At 56.3% G+C, this 17,120-nt stretch carries 15 protein-coding genes; 3 read left to right on the top strand and 12 right to left on the bottom strand.

Annotated elements, in window-relative coordinates; genetic code table 11:
• Window positions 1-210 precede the first annotated feature (210 nt).
• On the top strand, window positions 211-1,878 hold the full coding sequence (gene ettA / locus WLO31_RS02820) for an energy-dependent translational throttle protein EttA (protein ID WP_435929007.1): 1,668 nt from the start codon (window positions 211-213) through the stop codon (window positions 1,876-1,878).
• Between the two features lie 42 nt (window positions 1,879-1,920).
• On the opposite strand, the gene nadR is transcribed toward ettA, so the two are convergent.
• The 3 genes from nadR to serB all read right to left on the bottom strand — a co-directional run bounded on the left by nadR (window position 1,921) and on the right by serB (window position 5,693).
• Window positions 1,921-3,150 carry a multifunctional transcriptional regulator/nicotinamide-nucleotide adenylyltransferase/ribosylnicotinamide kinase NadR gene (gene nadR / locus WLO31_RS02815; RefSeq protein WP_435929006.1) on the bottom strand — a complete coding sequence of 410 codons (1,230 nt, stop codon included), beginning with the start codon at window positions 3,148-3,150 and terminating at the stop codon, window positions 1,921-1,923.
• A 36-nt stretch (window positions 3,151-3,186) separates the two neighbouring features.
• The gene (gene radA, locus WLO31_RS02810) at window positions 3,187-4,569 is read right to left on the bottom strand and encodes a DNA repair protein RadA (protein WP_435929005.1); all 1,383 of its coding nucleotides are present in this window, start codon (window positions 4,567-4,569) and stop codon (window positions 3,187-3,189) included.
• Between the two features lie 146 nt (window positions 4,570-4,715).
• The gene (gene serB, locus WLO31_RS02805; RefSeq protein ID WP_435929004.1) at window positions 4,716-5,693 is read right to left on the bottom strand and encodes a phosphoserine phosphatase; all 978 of its coding nucleotides are present in this window, start codon (window positions 5,691-5,693) and stop codon (window positions 4,716-4,718) included.
• Window positions 5,694-5,800: 107 nt separating this feature from the next.
• On the opposite strand from serB, the gene WLO31_RS02800 reads away from it, so the two are divergent.
• Complete coding sequence (locus tag WLO31_RS02800; RefSeq protein ID WP_435929003.1) at window positions 5,801-6,439, top strand: YtjB family periplasmic protein; 639 nt, start codon at window positions 5,801-5,803, stop codon at window positions 6,437-6,439.
• A 1-nt stretch (window position 6,440) separates the two neighbouring features.
• Complete coding sequence (lplA, locus tag WLO31_RS02795; protein ID WP_435929002.1) at window positions 6,441-7,457, top strand: lipoate--protein ligase LplA; 1,017 nt, start codon at window positions 6,441-6,443, stop codon at window positions 7,455-7,457.
• Here lplA and yjjJ read toward each other — a convergent pair.
• The 9 genes from yjjJ to WLO31_RS02750 form a co-directional block, all read right to left on the bottom strand.
• Window positions 7,454-8,782, bottom strand: a complete 1,329-nt coding sequence (gene yjjJ, locus WLO31_RS02790) for a type II toxin-antitoxin system HipA family toxin YjjJ (RefSeq protein ID WP_435929001.1) — start codon at window positions 8,780-8,782, stop codon at window positions 7,454-7,456. The two genes, lplA and yjjJ, sit on opposite strands and share 4 nt — an antisense overlap.
• Window positions 8,783-8,921: 139 nt before the next feature.
• Window positions 8,922-9,641 (bottom strand): purine-nucleoside phosphorylase, encoded by a 720-nt coding sequence (deoD, locus tag WLO31_RS02785; protein WP_202301367.1) that lies wholly within the window; start codon window positions 9,639-9,641, stop codon window positions 8,922-8,924.
• A 61-nt stretch (window positions 9,642-9,702) separates the two neighbouring features.
• Complete coding sequence (gene deoB / locus WLO31_RS02780; RefSeq protein WP_435929000.1) at window positions 9,703-10,926, bottom strand: phosphopentomutase; 1,224 nt, start codon at window positions 10,924-10,926, stop codon at window positions 9,703-9,705.
• A gap of 51 nt (window positions 10,927-10,977) precedes the next feature.
• Entirely contained in the window at window positions 10,978-12,300 is a 1,323-nt protein-coding gene (gene deoA / locus WLO31_RS02775; protein ID WP_435928999.1) for a thymidine phosphorylase, read from the bottom strand.
• A gap of 55 nt (window positions 12,301-12,355) precedes the next feature.
• Complete coding sequence (gene deoC / locus WLO31_RS02770) at window positions 12,356-13,135, bottom strand: deoxyribose-phosphate aldolase (RefSeq protein ID WP_435928998.1); 780 nt, start codon at window positions 13,133-13,135, stop codon at window positions 12,356-12,358.
• Between the two features lie 345 nt (window positions 13,136-13,480).
• Window positions 13,481-14,758 carry a NupC/NupG family nucleoside CNT transporter gene (locus WLO31_RS02765; protein WP_435928997.1) on the bottom strand — a complete coding sequence of 426 codons (1,278 nt, stop codon included), beginning with the start codon at window positions 14,756-14,758 and terminating at the stop codon, window positions 13,481-13,483.
• A 171-nt stretch (window positions 14,759-14,929) separates the two neighbouring features.
• Window positions 14,930-15,703 (bottom strand): TatD family hydrolase, encoded by a 774-nt coding sequence (locus tag WLO31_RS02760; RefSeq protein ID WP_435928996.1) that lies wholly within the window; start codon window positions 15,701-15,703, stop codon window positions 14,930-14,932.
• Window positions 15,703-16,776 carry a patatin-like phospholipase family protein gene (locus WLO31_RS02755; RefSeq protein ID WP_435928995.1) on the bottom strand — a complete coding sequence of 358 codons (1,074 nt, stop codon included), beginning with the start codon at window positions 16,774-16,776 and terminating at the stop codon, window positions 15,703-15,705. The genes WLO31_RS02760 and WLO31_RS02755 overlap by 1 nt, the downstream gene beginning before the upstream one ends.
• A 120-nt stretch (window positions 16,777-16,896) precedes the next feature.
• A complete protein-coding gene (locus tag WLO31_RS02750; RefSeq protein WP_002437547.1) occupies window positions 16,897-17,058 on the bottom strand; it encodes a DUF1328 domain-containing protein in 162 nt (53 codons plus the stop codon).
• Window positions 17,059-17,120 lie beyond the last annotated feature (62 nt).

Below are 17,120 nucleotides of genomic sequence, written 5' to 3'. Positions count from 1 at the left end.
AAGGCGGCATCATGCCGCCACGCTATCTTCATGCTAACCAGGGGGAGCCGGATGCGCCACGTCCGATGTGGATATTTCGCCAATAAACGCCTTAAGCCCGTTTTGGGTAACACAACCCGCGTGCCCTGCTGGGATTACCTGGTGAAAACGGCTACACTTCGCCCTTGATACGAACCATCTTACATCACGAAAAAGAGGCGAAGTCGCACTGTGGCTCAATTCGTTTATACCATGCATCGTGTCGGCAAAGTTGTCCCGCCGAAACGTCATATTCTGAAAAATATCTCGCTCAGTTTCTTCCCTGGCGCCAAGATCGGCGTGCTGGGTCTGAACGGTGCCGGTAAATCCACTCTGCTGCGCATCATGGCCGGCATTGATACCGAGATTGAAGGCGAAGCCCGTCCGCAGCCCGGTCTGAAAATTGGTTATCTGCCGCAGGAACCGCAGCTTAATTTGGAGCACACGGTTCGTGAGTCCGTTGAAGAAGCGGTATCCGAGGTGGTGAATGCGCTGAAAGGTCTGGATGAAGTGTACGCGCTGTACGCCGAACCGGATGCTGACTTCGATAAACTCGCCGCCCAACAAGGCAAGTTTGAAGAAATCATTCAGGCGCACGACGGCCATAACCTGAACGTGCAGCTTGAGCGCGCGGCCGATGCGCTGCGCCTGCCGGAGTGGGATGCGAAAATCGCCAACCTTTCCGGCGGTGAACGCCGCCGCGTGGCGCTGTGCCGTCTGCTGCTTGAAAAGCCGGACATGCTGCTGCTCGACGAACCAACCAACCACCTGGACGCAGAGTCCGTGGCCTGGCTGGAACGCTTCCTGCACGACTTCGAAGGCACCGTTGTGGCGATCACCCACGACCGTTACTTCCTCGACAACGTAGCAGGCTGGATTCTGGAACTGGACCGCGGGGAAGGCATTCCGTGGGAAGGCAACTACTCGTCATGGCTTGAGCAAAAAGATCAACGTCTGGCGCAGGAAGCATCGACGGAAGCGGCCCGCCGTAAATCCATTGAGAAAGAGCTGGAGTGGGTGCGCCAGGGCGCGAAAGGCCGTCAGTCGAAAGGCAAGGCGCGTCTGGCTCGCTTTGAAGAGCTTAACAGCACCGAATACCAGAAACGTAACGAAACCAACGAACTGTTTATTCCACCGGGCCCACGCCTGGGCGATAAAGTCGTTGAGGTTACCCATCTGCGTAAATCCTACGGCGACCGCCTGCTGATTGAAGATCTCTCCTTCTCCGTACCGAAAGGCGCGATCGTCGGCATCATCGGCCCGAACGGCGCGGGTAAATCCACTCTGTTCCGTATGATGTCCGGCCAGGAACAGCCGGACAGCGGCGCTATCGAACTGGGCGAAACCGTGAAGCTGGCTTCCGTCGATCAGTTCCGTGACGCGATGGATAACAGCAAAACCGTCTGGGAAGAAGTCTCCGGCGGCCAGGATATCATGCGTATCGGCACCACCGAGATGCCAAGCCGCGCTTACGTTGGCCGCTTTAACTTCAAAGGCGTAGACCAGGGTAAACGCGTCGGCGAGCTGTCCGGCGGCGAGCGTGGTCGACTGCACCTGGCGAAGCTGCTGCAGGTTGGCGGCAATATGCTGCTGCTCGATGAACCAACAAACGACCTGGATATCGAAACCCTGCGCGCGTTAGAAAACGCCCTGCTGGAGTTCCCGGGCTGCGCGATGGTTATCTCGCACGACCGCTGGTTCCTTGACCGTATCGCTACCCACATTCTGGATTATCAGGATGAAGGCAAAGTTGAGTTCTTCGAAGGCAACTTTACCGAATATGAAGAGTACAAAAAACGCACCCTGGGTGCGGATGCGCTGGAGCCTAAGCGTATCAAGTACAAACGTATCGCCAAGTAGTAAAAACGGGGCGCAAAGGCGCCCCTTTTTTATGTCGCCAGGCTATCCTTGCCCGCCAGTCATCTCTTTGACCAACTCAACGCAGCGCAGAAAGCGGGAATCGTAGTCAGATTCTTCAACATGAACGTAGCTGATGTTGTTCTCTTCAAGCATTGAGATCAGCAGATCCTGGAAAGACCTCCTGTCCGCATCGCTGCCCAGGCTCCTGAGGCCGTCGGCGACCCACGGCGTATTGTTTTCCAGCAGGATCACCAGGTCGAAACGGTATTCGTCAATCAGCGCCTGTACGAACGGATGCTCCCGCCCTTCATACTTTTTGCAGAACGCCTGGGTCGTGACGAAATCGGTATCGATAAAGGCCACTTTATTGGCGTATTTCACCGCAAAATCCACGTACTGGGCGTGCCCGATGGCGATTTTGTCATAGTCGGAATACTGGAGCGCCATCTCATCGCCGCCCAGGTGCGAAAAGACGTAATCCCGGCCATATTCCCAGGCGCTGGTAGTATTGAAGATGTTGGCGAGCTTATTCACCATCCACGATTTGCCGCTCGATTCGCCGCCCAGAATCGCCACGGTTCTGACAAAGAACGGTTTGACCTCGGTTGGAATATATTCCCAGTAGCGAAACGGATTTTCGCGGATCTGCCCGCCGCTGATATTCATAAAGGTACGCTTCGGATCGATAAGCACCGTTTCAATGCCGAGCTGTTCCGTAAACCGCGGAGCATCGCTCTCTTCCGAGGTGTAGATACGGTCGGCGTTGATGCCTTTGCTTTCCATAAACGCTTGAATGCCGCGGCTCCAGACATCCCAGCCGTGCGGGTACGGCTCCATGCCCTCTTCATTGAACGAATGGATGCGGATATTTTTCTGATATTTGAAGGTCTGCAGCAGCCAGCGCAGGCGGTCGCCGGTGGTGGGCTGCTGGGACATGGCGCTGTCCTCAAACAGCAGGCGGTCGCGGGTTTCGTCATAGCCCATGATGATGTGTAGCTCATCGACCTGGCTTGCGGCGCGCTGGATTAAATAGATATGGCCGGTATGCAGCGGATAAAACTTTCCGAACACCACGCCCACCTTTTTCTCACGCCTTGGGAACTCCAGGCCAAGAAAACGGTGCAGCGCTTCCAGCTTCTGGGCGCTTGGGCTTTTAATTTTGGCGTTTAACAGCTGGCTAAGATAGCCCTTGGTCATGCCGCAGGCTTCTGCCACCTGTTGCAGCGTAACGCTCTGCTGACGAATCGCGGTCTTCAGGTACTCAAACGACATGCTGCCTGCCTCCTGCAAAATTGGGCGAATAATCAATTATAAGTCGTCAAAGACCGACAGCGCATCCGCGAGCTTTTTCACGCCGAAGACCTGCATTCCTTCCGGTAGTTTTTTCGGCACGTTAGCCTGGGGGACAATCGCGCGCTTAAAGCCGTGTTTTGCCGCTTCAGAGATACGCTCCTGGCCGCTTGGCACCGGCCGGATCTCCCCTGCCAGCCCGACTTCGCCGAAGACCACTAAATCCTGCGGCAGCGCCCTGTTTCGCAGGCTGGAGACCATCGCCAGCAACAGCGCCAGGTCGGCGCTGGTTTCGGTGACCTTTACGCCGCCGACTACGTTTACGAACACATCCTGATCCGCCATCTGCAGCCCGCCATGACGGTGCAGCACCGCCAGCAGAATAGCTAGGCGGTTTTGCTCCAGGCCCACGGCGACGCGGCGCGGGTTAGACATCATTGACTGATCCACCAGCGCCTGGATCTCCACCAGCAGCGGGCGCGTGCCTTCCCAGACCACCATCACCGAGCTGCCCGGCGTGATTTCATCGCCGCGGCTTAAGAAGATGGCCGAAGGGTTGCTGACTTCGCGCAGGCCCTGTTCCGTCATCGCAAACACGCCCAGCTCGTTGACCGCGCCAAAGCGGTTTTTATGGCTGCGCAGCGTGCGGAAGCGCGAATCGGCGTCGCCGTCTAACATCACCGAACAGTCGATGCAGTGCTCAAGCACTTTTGGCCCGGCAAGCGAACCGTCTTTGGTGACGTGGCCGACCATAATAATCGCCACGCCGCGGGTCTTGGCAAAGCGCGTCAGGTAAGCGGCAGATTCACGCACCTGCGCCACGCTGCCCGGCGAAGACTGTACGTCCGCCATATGCATTACCTGAATGGAGTCGATAACCATCAGCTTCGGCGCTTCTTCCTCGGCAATCATGCAGATTTGCTCGATGCCGGTTTCCGAAAGCATGTTCAGATTCGCGGTTGGCAACCCTAAACGATGGGCGCGCATAGCGACCTGCTGCAAAGACTCCTCGCCGGTGACGTACAGCGTTTTCATCTGCGCGCTGAGTTTGCATAACGTTTGCAATAAGAGGGTCGATTTACCGGCGCCCGGGTTACCGCCAATCAGAATGGCGCTGCCCGGCACCACGCCGCCGCCCAGCACTCGGTCGAACTCTTTAAAGCCTGTTGAGAAACGCGGAAGCTCTTCGAGGCTGATTTCAGAAAGCTTTTGCACCCGGCTTGCGCCCGCGCTGCCCGCATAGCCAGACAGGCGTTCATTACGCGCGACGGTTGGCGAGGCGGCGATGCGCACTTCGGTGATGGTATTCCAGGCATGACAGGCGCTGCACTGCCCCTGCCAGCGCGGATAATCCGCACCGCACTCATTACAGACAAATGCGCGTTTTGGAGCTTTCGCCACCTTTTACCTCCAGACTGATGACAAACCTCATGCTATTGCGGAAGGTCGGAGTGTCGCAAAAAATAAATAAGGAAAATCAAATGCTTTTCGGCGGTTCAATCACAAAGAAGGAAAAACCACGCTTTTTCCTTCTTTCTTTGCAGGAATTAACGCTCTTCCTGAATCAGGCTGCCGGATAAAATACAGAATACACCCATCAGGTCGGCATGGCGGATAGTCACCTCTGTCTTTTCATTGACCTTCGGCTTGGCATGGTAAGCAATCCCCAGCCCGGCGGCCTGAATCATCGGTAAATCATTGGCCCCGTCGCCAATCGCAACGGTCTGCTCGACCGGGATGTCATAGTTGGTTGCCAGGCGTTTGAGCGTCCCGGCTTTAAACTGCGCATCGACAATCTGGCCTACCACTTCGCCGGTCAGTTTACCGTCGCGAATTTCAAGCTCATTCGCCACCACGGCGGTGAGATGCAGTTTATCGCGCAGATATTCTGCAAAGAAGGTAAACCCGCCGGAAGCGATGGCGACTTTCCAGCCGAGAGATTCAAGCTTTAGCACCAGCGACGTCAGGCCCGGCATCAACGGCAGCTCATCACGCACCTGGCGTAAAATCGACGCGTCCGCCCCTTTCAGGGTGCCCACGCGCTGCTTCAGGCTGGCGGTAAAATCCAGCTCGCCGCGCATCGCGCGTTCGGTCACTTCGGCCACCATCTCGCCCGTGCCGGCGAGTTTAGCTATCTCGTCGATGCATTCGATTTGAATCGCGGTGGAGTCCATATCCATCACCAGCAGGCCCGGCGTGCGCAGATGCGGAATTTTTCCCAGCGGGGCGACATCCAGCCCGGCATCATGAGCAAGCTTCGTCGCAACCGGCGTTAATGAACCCGCAAGACGGATAACCTGATAATCTTCCACGCACCAGGCGGCCACGATAACCATCGCCGCGCCCAGTTTACGCTGGTAGCGATTAAGGCAGGCTTTATCGAGATCCCGGCCATACAGGAGCCAGCCGCTGCGGCCCGCCCGGTAATCCAGCGGCATGACTTCATCACCGCTTAACGACAGCGGCAATCCAGGCCAGAGGGCAACGTCGTTGGGCAAGTCGCACCAGGTCAAACTATTTGGCATTACAGCTCCTGAAAAAAGATAAAGGCCGGTACAAAAGAACGCATGAGGCTACCTTGTCCAGGTCGCTTCTGGCAACATTAAAGTAAGCAATTTTCTTAAGGCGCATTATGGCTCGGGCAAAAATGAAATTCAGGCTTCATCGTGCAGTGATTGTACTTATCTGCCTTGCGCTTCTGGTGGCGCTGATGCAGGGCGCATCATGGTTCAGCCAGGAGCATCAGCAGGCCCGCAGCGTCCAGCTTGAAGAGCTGGCCCGCACGCTGGCACGCCAGGTCAGCTTCAGCCTGATTCCCCTGATGAAATCAGAAAATCCGGATGAAAAACGCATCAATGCAATGCTGACTTTGCTCACCCGCGACAGCCGAATTCTGGATGCAGGCGTCTATAACGACGAAGGCGATCGGGTGGCCCGGGCGGGTGAAGGCATCGACGTGCGCGACCGTCTGGCATTAGACGGCAAAAAAGCGGGCAGCTATTTTAACCAGCAGATTGTCGAACCCATTATCGACAAAGAGAGCCCTATCGGCTATCTGCGCATCACGCTTGATACCCATAGCCTGCCCACGGAAGCCAAACAGGTGGATAACACCACCAATATTCTGCGCCTGATGATGCTGCTGGCGCTGGCGATTGGCATCGTTCTGACCCGCACGCTGCTGCAGGGCAAACGCACCCGCTGGCAGCAGTCACCCTTTCTTCTTACCGCCAGCACCGAGGTGAAAGAAGATGAAGAAAAGGACTCCTGATATGTCTACGTTACGCCTGCTTATTTCTGACTCGCACGATCCCTGGTTCAACCTGGCGGTGGAAGAGTGTATTTTCCGCCAGATGCCCGCCACGCAGCGCGTGCTCTTTTTATGGCGCAACGCCGACACCGTGGTGATTGGCCGGGCGCAAAACCCGTGGAAAGAGTGCAACACCCGACGCATGGAAGAGGACAACGTGCGGCTGGCAAGGCGCAGCAGCGGCGGCGGCGCGGTCTTTCATGATTTAGGTAATACCTGCTTTACGTTTATGGCGGGCAAGCCGGAATATGATAAAAGCGTGTCGACGGCTATCGTCGTCAACGCCCTGAATGCACTGGGTATCAATGCCAAAGCCTCCGGACGAAACGATCTGGAAGTGTTAACCGCGCAAGGCGCGCGCAAAGTTTCCGGCTCGGCTTATAAGGAAACGCTGGATCGTGGCTTCCACCACGGCACGTTACTGCTCAATGCCGACCTCAGCCGCCTGGCGAACTACCTCAATCCGGATCCGAAAAAACTGCGGGCAAAAGGCATCACCTCCGTCCGTGGGCGCGTAGCCAATCTGGGCGATCTGCTGCCGGGCCTGAGCTATGAAGCTATTTTTGCGGCGGTGCGCGAAGCCTTTTTTGACTACTACGGCGAACGCGTTGAAGCCGAGCATATCTCGCCGGAGGCCCTGCCGGATCTGCCGGCCTTCGCCGAAACCTTTGCCCGCCAGAGCAGCTGGGAGTGGAACTTCGGCCAGGCGCCCGCCTTCAGCCATCTGCTGGATCAGCGCTTCATCTGGGGCGGCATCGAGCTGCATTTCGACGTCGAGAAAGGCCATATCACCCGCACGCAGATCTTTACCGATAGCCTGAATCCCGCCCCGCTCGAAGCGCTGGCCGCCCGCCTGCAGGGCTGCCTGTATCGTAGCGATATGCTGCAGCAGCAGTGCGAAACGCTGATTGCCGACTTCCCGGAGCAGGAGTTAGAGCTGCGGGAAGTCAGCGCGTGGATTGCGCAGACCGTGCGTTAAGCAAGACGCCGGATAGCCTCCTCAACGGCATCGAGCTGGCGCGCCATCTTTCTGCTCAGCTCACGAAACGCTTCGCTGATAGCGTTATTCTGGCCTGCTTCAAGCCAGAATTGCCGGGCTAACGGCACTATTTCCTGCCAGATATCGCCCGGCACTAGCGGATCTATTTGCGGCGTGAGAGGCTCTCTTCGCATGTTCCCGGCGCTGTTGGGGGCAAAAGCCATCGGCAGCATGTCATAGACGGGCGCTAAACGAAGCGGCATATCGGAAAGATAGAAAGAGAGGTTGCCCGCATGCATATCGCTGTTGGCGATCAAGCGGCCAAACGCCCACACCCGTTGCACCAGACGCAGCGTTGCAGGTTCTGTAATCTTCTGCGAAACGAGTTCAGCCATCGCCGCTGGCCAGTGCAGCGGCCCGCTTGCGAACTCGCCTTGCACGGCTTCAAGAGATACGATCCCCAGACGACCGCGCAGGCCGGTGCAGTCAAAGCGGACAACTTCCAGGAATGCCTGTCGCTGTTGATTCACCAGCACCCGGGCCGCGCATGCTGTAATGCCGGCCTGATTTAATATGTTTAGCGCCAGCGCCTCGGCATGCAGCAAATCAGCCCAGCGCTGGCTGTTTTCATTGTGCGCCGGCGGGGTAAATTTAACGATAATCTGCGCGGGGCCCGCTTCGGTCTGCGCATAGCAGGTAAACTTCGGCTGCTCGCCGCCTGCAGACGATCCCACTCTCTCCCCGGCTAAAGCTTCGTTTGCCATTTCGCCATACGCAGAGAGTTTGTCAGATTCAGGAATGGCCTGCGGCGCCGGCGCTTCAAACCAGCGGCGATAGCTTTCCTCTCCCACCAGCCAGCCGCCCAGATTTTCTGGCGCCTGATGGGAAAGTGCCAGCAGAACATCCTCTTCCCGCCATAAACGAATATCCTCCGGCAAACCCGTCTGCTGCGCTAACCGGCGTCCCCAGGCCCTGCCCAAAAAACCCTGCGGGCGCAGATCGGTTAAATACCATGGCAATCCATCAAACCACTGCGCAGTACCGTTATTCAGTATCACAAGGCAGCTGCCCTGCGGCCAGATGGGATAAAGCTCTCCGAAACGCCACGCCCTTCCTTCATGGTCTGTTTGCCACAAAGGAAACTGACGAATCAGACGCACGGGCCTTAGCAAAGCATATCTCGTCGCTCTGGCCTGCCCTGCTTTGATGACGTTTTGTTCAGCGTTCACAAGGCGTGAAAACGTCGCCTGGCTGACGCCCAGCCGCTGGCGCAGCGGGTTTGCAGGCTGAGGCCCTTGCAGCAATAAATCCGTTAATGCGCTCATGAGAATAGATTAGTGAATAGATACCTGAATAGATTTATAGCGCTAAAGATATGATGGGTAAAGGCGTGCAGGTTGAAAGCGAGAAATTTATGAATAGATATATGAAAGATAAAGGGCGCGGAACAGCGCCCTTGCGGGATTACTCTTTATCGCCCAACAATACGGATTCAAGCGCGATCTTGATCATATCGTTAAAGGTGGTCTGGCGTTCCGCCGCGGTGGTCTGTTCATGGGTACGGATATGGTCAGACACGGTGCAGATGGTCAGGGCTTTCGCGCCGTATTCCGCCGCCACGCCGTAGATACCGGCCGCTTCCATTTCCACGCCCAGGATGCCGTATTTTTCCATCACGTCGAACATTTGCGGGTCCGGCGTGTAGAAGAGATCGGCGGAGAAGATGTTGCCGACGCGGGCATCAACGCCCAGCGCTTTAGCCGCATCAACCGCGTTACGAACCATGTCGAAGTCCGCAATAGCCGCGAAATCATGGTCTTTGAAACGCAGGCGGTTCACTTTGGAATCGGTACATGCGCCCATGCCGATAACCACGTCACGCAGTTTCACGTCAGCACGAACCGCGCCGCAGGAACCCACGCGGATGATTTTCTTCACGCCGAAATCGGTGATCAGCTCTTTGGTGTAGATAGAGCAGGATGGGATGCCCATGCCGTGACCCATAACGGACACCTTACGGCCTTTATAAGTCCCGGTGTAACCCAACATACCGCGCACGTTGTTCACTTCACGCACGTCCTCGAAGAAGGTTTCAGCGATGTGTTTCGCGCGCAGCGGGTCGCCCGGCATCAGTACGACGTCTGCGAAATCACCCATTTCTGCATTAATGTGTGGCGTTGCCATCTTTGTTATTCCTTGGTTTAAAGAGGTTCAGTTCGGGCGCAAAGCCTTGCGCCCGACAAAATCACAGCATGTTTTTGCCATATTCCATATCGGAAAGACCGAAATATTTCGCCAGGGTCTGGCCGATATCCGCAAAGCTTTCACGGTGGCCGAGGGAGCCGGCTTTTACTTTGTGGCCGTAAATCAGCACAGGGATATGCTCACGAGTGTGATCGGTACCTTTCCAGGTTGGATCGCAGCCGTGATCCGCGGTGAGGATTAAAATATCGTCCTCTTTGAGCAGCTCCATCAGCTCCGGCAGGCGGCGGTCAAACAGCTCCAGACCGGCGGCATAGCCCGCTACGTCGCGGCGGTGGCCCCAGGAAGAGTCGAAATCAACAAAGTTGGTGAACACGATAGTGTCGTCGCCCGCATCGTTCATCTCTTTGATGGTGGCATCAAACAGCGCATCCAGGCCGGTGGCTTTCACTTTTTTAGTGATGCCGACGTGGGCATAGATATCGGCGATTTTACCTACGGAAACCACCTGGCCGTTTTTCTCTTCGACCAGTTTTTTCAGCACGGTTGGCGCCGGCGGCTCAACGGCCAGGTCGTGACGGTTACCGGTACGCTGGAAGTGACCCGGTTTGTCGCCGATAAACGGACGAGCGATAACGCGACCGATGTTGTATCCGCCTTCGGTCAGCTCTTCGCGTGCTATCTCGCACAGCTCGTAGAGTTTATCCAGACCGTAAGTTTCCTCGTGGCAGGCAATCTGGAACACGGAGTCAGCGGAGGTATAGAAAATCGGCTTGCCGGTTTTCATATGCTCTTCGCCCAGCTCATCCAGAATCACGGTACCGGAAGAATGGCAGTTGCCCAGGTAGCCCGGCAGATTCGCACGCTCAACCAGCTTATCCAGCAGCTCCTGCGGGAAGCTGTTTTGCGTATCGGAGAAGTAGCCCCAGTCGAACAGCACGGGCACGCCTGCGATTTCCCAGTGGCCGGACGGGGTATCTTTACCGGATGAAAGCTCGTGAGCCCAGCCGTAGGCGCCGGTCACTTCGGCGTCGCCGTCCATGCCCGCCGCCACTTTACCCGTCGAGCCTTCATGGGCTTTCACCAGCCCTAAACGAGTCAGGTTTGGCAGGTTGAGAGGACCTTTACGGCCGTTATCCGCTTCACCTTTCGCGCAGGCTTCGGCAATGTGGCCTAAAGTATCAGCCCCGGCGTCGCCGAAGCGCTCAGCGTCTTCAGTAGCACCGATGCCGAAGGAGTCCAGCACCATAATAAATGCACGTTTCATATGTTCTCCGTATCTTGTGCTCTATAAAAAAGCGATCAGATCAGTATACCGTTATTCAGCGATTCGGCGATAGACCGTCGGCGTTTCCTGCGGCGCTTTATCGTCAAGCGTAATTGCCGCTTTCACCGCCTTCGCCGCTTCCTGCCAGCTTGCTTCGTCTTTAGCGTGGATAACGGCCAGCGGGTGCGAGGTATCAACGGCGTCGCCCAGGCGAGCCATATCGGTGAAGCCCACGCTGTAGTCGATAGTATCGGAAGCCTGACGGCGACCGCCGCCCATGGAAACCACGGCCATGCCCAGCGCCCGGGTGTCCATTTCGCTCACAAAACCGGTGCGGTCAGCGTAGACCGCTTTGCTCAGCACGGCGGTTGGCAGATAGTTCGCGTAGTTTTCAACGAAGTCAGCCGGGCCTTTTTGCGCCGCAACCATGCGGCCAAACACTTCCGCCGCTTTGCCGTTGTCCAGCACGGCCTGAAGCTTAGCGCGCGCCTCCGCCTCGTCTGCGGCGAGTTTGCCGGAAAGCAGCATTTCCACGCAAAGCGCGGTGGTAACTTCCAGCAAGCGCGGGTTACGGTATTCGCCGGTGAGGAACTGCACCGCTTCGCGCACTTCAACCGCGTTACCCGCGCTTGAAGCCAGTACCTGGTTCATGTCGGTCAGCAGCGCGGTGGTTTTGACGCCAGCTCCGTTGGCAACCCCGACAATCGCTTCCGCCAGTTCGGCAGAGAGCTCGTAAGTTGGCATGAATGCGCCGCTGCCCACTTTCACATCCATCACCAGCGCATCCAGCCCTTCGGCCAGTTTCTTCGCAAGGATTGAGCCGGTAATCAGCGGTATGGAGTCCACGGTCGCGGTAATGTCGCGCGTGGCGTAGAAGCGTTTATCCGCAGGGGCCAGCGAGTTGGTCTGGCCGATAATCGCCACGCCGACATCCTTGATGATGTCGCGGAAACGGTTATCGTCCGGGAAAATATCAAAGCCCGGGATCGCTTCGAGCTTATCGAGCGTGCCGCCGGTGTGGCCCAGACCACGGCCAGAGATCATCGGGATATAGCCGCCGCACGCCGCCACCATCGGGCCGAGCATCAGCGAAGTCACATCGCCCACGCCGCCGGTGGAGTGCTTATCCACAATCGGACCGTTGAGATTAAGGCTCTTCCAGTCCAGCACGGTTCCTGAATCCCGCATCGCCATCGTCAGCGACACGCGTTCCGGCATGCTCATATCATGGAAGAAGATGGTCATCGCCAGCGCGGCAATCTGCCCTTCGGAAACGGTGTTGTCGCGAATGCCGTTGATAAAGAAGCGGATCTCTTCGTCGCTTAACGGCAGACCATCACGTTTTTTACGAATAATTTCTTGAGCGAGAAACAAGGTAACCCCCTGAGTTCATCAGGTAAATGCGGCGGTGAACCCGCCGCCGGAGAGATTAATAGCTGCTGGCGCTTTTGCCGTCGCCGTGGCCCAGCGCTTTTAACAGGCTGGCTAACAGGCTGGAAGCGCCAAAGCGGTAGTGACGGGAATCGGCCCAGTCAGCGCCGAAGAGTTCATCGGCAATAGAGAGGAACAGCGCTGCATCTTCAGCGCTACGCACGCCGCCCGCCGGTTTGAAGCCAACGGTTTTTTCCACGCCCATATCACGGATAACTTCCATCATGATGCGCGCGCTTTCAGGCGTTGCGTTGACCGGCACTTTACCGGTAGAGGTTTTGATGAAATCGGCACCCGCTTTGATAGCGATTTCAGAAGCTTTACGAATAAGCGCTTCTTCTTTCAGCTCGCCGGTTTCGACGATAACTTTAAGCAACACGTTTGCCGCAGCGCAGGCTTCTTTACAGGCTTTCACCAGATCGAAACCAACCTGCTCGTTGCCCGCGATCAGCGCGCGATACGGGAACACAACGTCCACTTCATCCGCACCGTAAGCGATAGCGGCACGGGTTTCTGCCACAGCGATGTCGATATCATCGTTGCCGTGCGGGAAGTTGGTGACGGTGGCGATACGGATATCCGGCGTGCCCTGCTCATTGAGGGTTTTACGCGCGATCGGAATAAAACGTGGGTAGATGCAAATCGCTGCGGTGTTGCCTGCTGCGGTTTTCGCCTGATGGCACAGCGCGATGACTTTTTCACTGGTGTCATCGTCGTTCAGGGTGGTCAGGTCCATCAGTTTCAGCGCGCGCAGGCTGCTTGCAGTTAAATCGGTCATAACGTTCTCCAACAGAAGGTACAGAAGTCTCGGGCTTGCGAAACTCAACACGTTGGAGCGGACTTGGTTCCATGAAGAGGAGTGGCAACCCGGGTCGCCATCACGTTGAGATCCTTCTCACCGCACATTGCCGGCAGCAATGTTATAATTCTAACACTCGCTATCACGACAATTTGTGTATTGCTTCACAAAAGCCAAAGGCGGAATTACATACTTTCCATAGTATAAGTGATTTAACAGACAAAATAACGCGATAAAATGCGCATTCCGCGAGGAAAATGGCCGGCAAGGCGCCGGCCAGGGATTCGGATGTAATGTTATAATTCTAACATTGCCGATTAATGGCTATAGCGCGAGGAAGACGCCTGCGATAGTGGCGCTCATCAGGTTCGAAAGCGTGCCTGCCGCCACCGCCTTCAGGCCAAGCTGGGCAATATCGTGACGACGCCCTGGCGCCATGCTGCCGAGGCCACCTATCAGAATCGCTATAGAAGAAAGGTTAGCAAACCCACACAGCGCGAAGGAAATAATTGCTTTCGTGTGGTCAGAAAGAACCTGTAACCCGGCAGCCGCAACGGTCGCGTCATCTTTCAGGTATTCGCCAAAGTTCAGATAAGCCACGAATTCGTTAATGATAAGCTTCTGCCCGATAAACGAACCGGCCACATTCGCTTCACTCCACGGCACGCCGATAATCCACGCCAGCGGCGAGAATACCCAGCCCAGGATCAGCTCCATTGAAAGCTGCGGATAGTTAAACCAGCCGCCAATGCCGGAGAGCATGCCGTTAAGCAAGGCGATCAGCGCCACAAACGCCAGCAGCATCGCCCCCACGTTCAGCGCCAGCTGCATACCGGAAGCAGCGCCGGAAGCGGCGGCATCCAGCACGTTTGCCGGGCGATCCGGATCGTTTTTCATCGATTCCAGCTCGGGCGCGTCGTTCGGCACTTCGGTTTCCGGCAGGATCAGCTTGGCGAACAGCAGGCCGCCAGGCGCCGCCATAAACGACGCGGCAATCAGATATTCCAGCGGCACGCCCATTTGCGCATACCCCGCCAGCACGGAGCCGGCAACGGAAGCCAGGCCGCCGCACATTACCGCGAACAGCTCGGAACGGGTCATGGTTGCGATGTAAGGACGAACCACCAGCGGCGCTTCGGTTTGCCCGACGAAAATGTTCGCCGTGGCTGAAAGGGATTCGGTACGGGAAGTCTTCAGTACCTTACGCAGACCGCCGCCGAGAATACGGATAACAAGCTGCATAATACCGAGGTAATAAAGCACGGCAATCAGCGAGGAGAAGAAGACGATAATCGGCAGTACGCGCAGCGCAAACACAAAGCCGCCGCCGCCGAACACTTCGAACATTTTATCGGAAACCAGCCCGCCGAACAGGAAGGAGATCCCCGCGTTGCCGTAGGCAATGACGTTTGCCACCCCTTCTGACATAGCGAGCAAAACTTTGCGTCCGACCGGTACATAAAGAATTAACGCGCCGATGCCGACCTGAATCAGCCAGGCGCCCAGCACGGTACGTAGATTAATGGCTTTACGGTTACTGGAGAGTAAAACAGCGATCAGCAGCAGTACTATCATGCCGACCAGACCCATGAGGATTTGCATACAGTTTCCCTGTGTATTATATGGAAATAAAAAAGCGCAACGGTTTTCGCCCAACGCGCGGATTATAGCCGCAGGTGTCGGTCAAACTGCTATCGCTATCACTTATTTCTACAAATCCAGAGAAACGTTTATCTTATTAAGTGACGCATCTCACATCATTTTGATAACCCATTACCAGTGAAATAATTTGTCTGCGTTATAAATCAACGCGCCGGCAATCTCCTGCGGAGGTTCCGCACGCAGCTCGCACAGGATCCGGAAGACGTCTGCAACCCGTTCCGGGCGGTTCGGCTGACCCTGCCAGCCGTTAAGGGGCATATCCGGCGCATCCGTTTCCAGCAGCAGTGAGGAAAGGGGAAGACGAGAGATAACATCGCGGGTTTTGCTGGCCCGGGGATAGGTGATGGTGCCCCCCACGCCGAGGAAATAGCCCAGCTCGACAAACCGCTCGGCCTGTTGCAGGCTGCCGGCAAAGGCGTGTACTACGCCGGTGCGCGGTAAATCGTGGCGTTTAAGGTGCATGGCCAGTTTGTCATGGGTGCGGCGCGAATGAAGGATCACCGGCAGCTCATAGCGCTTCGCCAGCTTAAGCTGCGCATCAAGCAGAGCTTCCTGCCTCTCAAACATTGGATCGTTCATGTAGAGATCGAGGCCGATCTCTCCGATGGCCACCAGTTTTTCAGCACGCTGCCTGAGATGATGCTCCAGCAAAGCCAGGGAAGCGTCCTGATGTTTATGGATAACAATCGGATGCAGGCCTATCGCAGCATAGAGAGCAGCATGCTGTTCCGCCAGCGCCAGCACGGTAGCAAGGCGCTCCGCTTCAATTGCCGGGACGATAATTTTCTCCACGCCTGCCTGCTGCGCTAACACGAGGCTGTCGGCTTCGTCGCCGGCAAAAGGCGGGAAATCAAAGTGGCAATGGGTATCGTAAAATTTAGCCATTACGCCGTGTCCTCATTGTTAAAAGAGGCATCGTTGGCTTCCGCCGCGTCCACCACGGTTTGAATCAGAGGTTCGTTAGCCACGACCGCAGGCGGCACAACCAGCGGCCCCGGCGTAATGATACGTGGGCGATGTCGTTTGACTGGCGGCTTCGCCGCCAGCTGCCTGCCAACCGTGGCGAGGAAGTAGCGCCCGCACAGGCGCCCCGTTTTATAGTCGGCGTTTAGCGACGGCAGGCGGCTGCCCAGCGCGCTACTCATCAGCGGCTTAGGAGGATAAATTTCAAAGATACGCAGATTTCCCGGCGGTTTTTCAATAAAGCCCTGAATGTCCCGATAGCTTGCCTCGTGATGCTGCACAAGATTGAGCAGCGGTTGCAGGCTGCTGTCGCCCAGCCAGCGCTCCATGCGCTTAAACCACTCCGGCGTGTAAAACATTTGCGAAGGAACGGTGCGGATCACCACCAGCGTATCGGCGCCGAGGCGCGCGGCTTCGCGAACCGGAATAGCATCGCTTATGCCGCCATCCTGATAGCTGATACCGTCGATATCCACCCCGGAACGATAAAACCCCGGAATAGCGCTTGAGGCCTTGATGAGGTTCAGCCACGTATCGCTGGTCGGCGAAAAGTAGCCGGGCGAATAGTCATCGCTGCGACACGCACACATATAAAACTGTTTACCCGTCTCGAAAAGCCGATCGGCATGGGACATAGAGAGCGGCAGTTTTGCGGCCGTTGATTCAACAAGCCAGTCGAGGTCAATCAGGTTGCCTCCGCGCACAAAACGCAGCGGATCGAAGAAGTCGCGAGTAGTCGTAAAACGGGTAATCACGCGGCGCGCGTAGCCCGGTTGATTGCAGACGTAAGCGGAAAGGTTTTGCGCGCCAGCCGAAGTGCCCAGGAACAGATCGAAAGGGTTGAATTCGGCGCGCATGAATTCGTCCAGTACCCCGGCTGTAAAAATCCCACGCTGTCCGCCGCCTTCGCAAATAATGGCGAGTTTACCGGGACGAAACGGTTTAACGGCAAGCGGCGCGATATTGCCAAGCGTTACGGGTATACGTTGTCCCACACTGCTTTCCTGAAGCCTGATTATTTTTGTCAACTGCCCCCCAACAACCAGGAGAGCAAAAACGCGAGAGCCAGTCATAAATGACTGGCTCTGGGGTCGGTCTCTTACTGTTATAGCACGCTATGGACGTCTACGGCCCATAAACAGGCTGACCAGGAACAGAATAATACCTACCACGAAGACGATTTTAGCAGCACCCGCTGCGGTACCAGCCAGGCCACCAAAGCCTAAAGCTGCTGCAATCAACGCGATTACCAGAAAAATAATGCCCCAACGAAACATAAGCCTCTCCTTAACCATAGTGAACTCGAATCGCTTCTTAATGAGTGCCTTCAGGCTGCCCA

Source organism: Dryocola sharpae, assembly GCF_051307055.1.
In the GTDB taxonomy this organism is placed as follows: domain Bacteria; phylum Pseudomonadota; class Gammaproteobacteria; order Enterobacterales; family Enterobacteriaceae; genus Dryocola.
Note: the sequence above shows the minus strand (reverse complement) of the source record. Positions and strands in the feature narration are given on the sequence as shown.

What these genes read in the sequence shown, in the direction of transcription:
- deoD (WP_202301367.1), bottom strand. Translation starts at nt 9,641, where the DNA reads ATGGCAACGCCACACATTAATGCAGAAATGGGTGATTTCGCAGACGTC.
- WLO31_RS02800 (WP_435929003.1), top strand. Translation starts at nt 5,801, where the DNA reads ATGGCTCGGGCAAAAATGAAATTCAGGCTTCATCGTGCAGTGATTGTA.
- nadR (WP_435929006.1), bottom strand. Translation starts at nt 3,150, where the DNA reads ATGTCGTTTGAGTACCTGAAGACCGCGATTCGTCAGCAGAGCGTTACG.
- serB (WP_435929004.1), bottom strand. Translation starts at nt 5,693, where the DNA reads ATGCCAAATAGTTTGACCTGGTGCGACTTGCCCAACGACGTTGCCCTC.
- deoB (WP_435929000.1), bottom strand. Translation starts at nt 10,926, where the DNA reads ATGAAACGTGCATTTATTATGGTGCTGGACTCCTTCGGCATCGGTGCT.
- lplA (WP_435929002.1), top strand. Translation starts at nt 6,441, where the DNA reads ATGTCTACGTTACGCCTGCTTATTTCTGACTCGCACGATCCCTGGTTC.
- WLO31_RS02760 (WP_435928996.1), bottom strand. Translation starts at nt 15,703, where the DNA reads ATGGCTAAATTTTACGATACCCATTGCCACTTTGATTTCCCGCCTTTT.
- yjjJ (WP_435929001.1), bottom strand. Translation starts at nt 8,782, where the DNA reads ATGAGCGCATTAACGGATTTATTGCTGCAAGGGCCTCAGCCTGCAAAC.
- WLO31_RS02765 (WP_435928997.1), bottom strand. Translation starts at nt 14,758, where the DNA reads ATGCAAATCCTCATGGGTCTGGTCGGCATGATAGTACTGCTGCTGATC.
- deoC (WP_435928998.1), bottom strand. Translation starts at nt 13,135, where the DNA reads ATGACCGATTTAACTGCAAGCAGCCTGCGCGCGCTGAAACTGATGGAC.
- WLO31_RS02750 (WP_002437547.1), bottom strand. Translation starts at nt 17,058, where the DNA reads ATGTTTCGTTGGGGCATTATTTTTCTGGTAATCGCGTTGATTGCAGCA.